We start from the raw sequence: 2021 nt of genomic DNA on the forward strand, positions 1-2021 counted from the left end.
GATTCCGGGTGTGCGCCCCTTCTGTCGGGCATCCCGCACGGGCGTCACACGGGGCCGGCCGGCGCGCTCTCCGCCCAGCAGACGATCAGGGATCCGGGGAACGGACCGGGAGTTGACGCTCCCGGCCACTTCCGCAGCCCCCTGCTCAGCCCTCGTCGGGCGCGGATCCCCTGGTCGTGGCGGTCTGTCGGAACAGCCATTCGGATTTCAGCTCGGCGTAGCCCGGTTTGATCACGTCATTGATCATCGCCAGGCGTTCGTCGAAAGGAATGAACGCGGACTTCATCGCATTGACGGTGAACCACTGCATGTCGTCGAGCGTGTAGCCGAAGGCCTCGGTGAGCAGCTCGAACTCACGGCTCATGCTCGTGTTGCTCATCAGCCGGTTGTCGGTGTTGACGGTGGTCCGGAAGTGCAGCCGGCGCAGCAGTCCGATGGGGTGCTCCTCGTACGAGGAGGCCGCGCCCGTCTGCAGATTGGACGTCGGGCACATCTCCAGGGGGATGCGCTTGTCCCGTACGTACGCGGCGAGCCGCCCGAGTTTCACCGTGCCGTCGTCCGCGACCTCGATGTCGTCGATGATGCGCACGCCGTGGCCGAGCCGGTCGGCGCCGCACCACTGGAGGGCCTGCCAGATCGACGGCAGACCGAAGGCCTCTCCGGCGTGAATGGTGAAGTGGTTGTTCTCCCGCTTGAGAAACTCGAACGCGTCGAGGTGGCGGGTGGGCGGGAAGCCCGCCTCGGCGCCCGCGATGTCGAAGCCGATGACGCCCGAGTCCCGGTAGCGGTTGGCGAGTTCGGCGATCTCCAGGGCGCGGGCGGCGTGCCGCATGGCGGTGAGCATGGCGCCGACGCGGATGCGGTGGCCGTTCTCGCGGGCCCGGCGCTCGCCTTCGCGGAATCCCTCGTTGACGGCCTCGACGACCTGTTCGAGGGTCAGGCCCGCTTCGAGGTGCTGCTCGGGCGCGTACCGCACCTCGGCGTAGACGACACCGTCCTCGGCGAGGTCCTCGGCGCATTCGACGGCCACGCGCTTCAGGGCCTCACGGGTCTGCATGACGGCGCAGGTGTGCGCGAACGTTTCCAGGTACCGCTCCAACGAGCCGGAGTCGGCGGCCTCGTGGAACCAGATGCCGAGCTTGTCGGGCTCGGCCTCGGGCAGCGCGTCGTAGCCCGTCTCGCGGGCGAGCTCGATGATCGTGCCGGGGCGCAGCCCGCCGTCGAGGTGATCGTGGAGGAGCACCTTCGGGGCACGGCGGATCTGGTCCACGGTCGGCCCCTCGGGTCCGGGGGCGGCTCCCCGGGAGGACACATGGGTGGTCTGGCTCGTCATTTTCGCACTCTAATCCCTACGCGCGTAGAGGGCATCTGCACGAACCGCCCGTCGATACGTAACAGTGACCGTGCGGACGGGTGGAGTACACCCGTGCTTCTGAGACTGTTCTGCCATGGCACACCACGCACTGTTCCAGCGACGGGGGCGGACGGCCGGCGCGGCCGGACCGGCGGGCACCCGGGTGGAGGCGAACGCGGCGCGAGAGGAGCAGCAGGAGATGCCTACGGCACTGGCCAGGCTCGGCCGCGCGGTCCGGCCTGCGGGCGGGGACGGCGGGGCCGTGAGCGGCGTGGTGCTGCTGCTGCCGGACGGCGAGCCGGAGTCGGCCCGCGGCCCGTCCACGGTGTCGCACGCCGCCGCGCTGCCCCTGGCGCGTTCGCTGGCCCGGGCGGGGCGCCGGGAGGGTCTCGTCGCACACGTCGTGCGCTACCGCGGACGCGGCTGGAACGGCCCGGACGCGCGCCTCGCGGCCGACGCGTCCTGGGCGGCGGACGAAGCGGTGCGGCGGTACGGCGATGTCCCGGTGTGCCTGGCCGGGCACGGCATGGGCGGCCGCGCCGCGCTGCACGCCGCCGGGCACGGCGCCGTCAACTCCGTACTCGCGCTGGCCCCTTGGCTGCCGGAGGACGACGTCGCGGCGCAACCCGAACCGGTGAAACAGCTCGCCGGGCGTCAGGTCCTGATC

Annotated in this window: 1 protein-coding gene and 1 pseudogene; one reads left to right on the top strand and one right to left on the bottom strand. The window is 71.1% G+C overall.

Annotated features, from left to right (window positions below):
- Nucleotides 1-145: 145 nt before the first annotated feature.
- Entirely contained in the window at nucleotides 146-1333 is a 1188-nt protein-coding gene (locus ACWGI8_RS43540) for an adenosine deaminase (protein ID WP_453669074.1), read from the bottom strand.
- A gap of 220 nt (nucleotides 1334-1553) precedes the next feature.
- Here ACWGI8_RS43540 and ACWGI8_RS43545 point away from each other — a divergent pair.
- Nucleotides 1554-2021: pseudogene (locus ACWGI8_RS43545) on the top strand (alpha/beta hydrolase); the annotation flags it as partial.

It is taken from the genome of Streptomyces sp. NPDC054841 (genome assembly GCF_053611045.1).

Excerpts from the sequence above, each read along its gene's own strand:
- ACWGI8_RS43540 (WP_453669074.1), bottom strand. The coding sequence starts at position 1,333 with ATGACGAGCCAGACCACCCATGTGTCCTCCCGGGGAGCCGCCCCCGGA.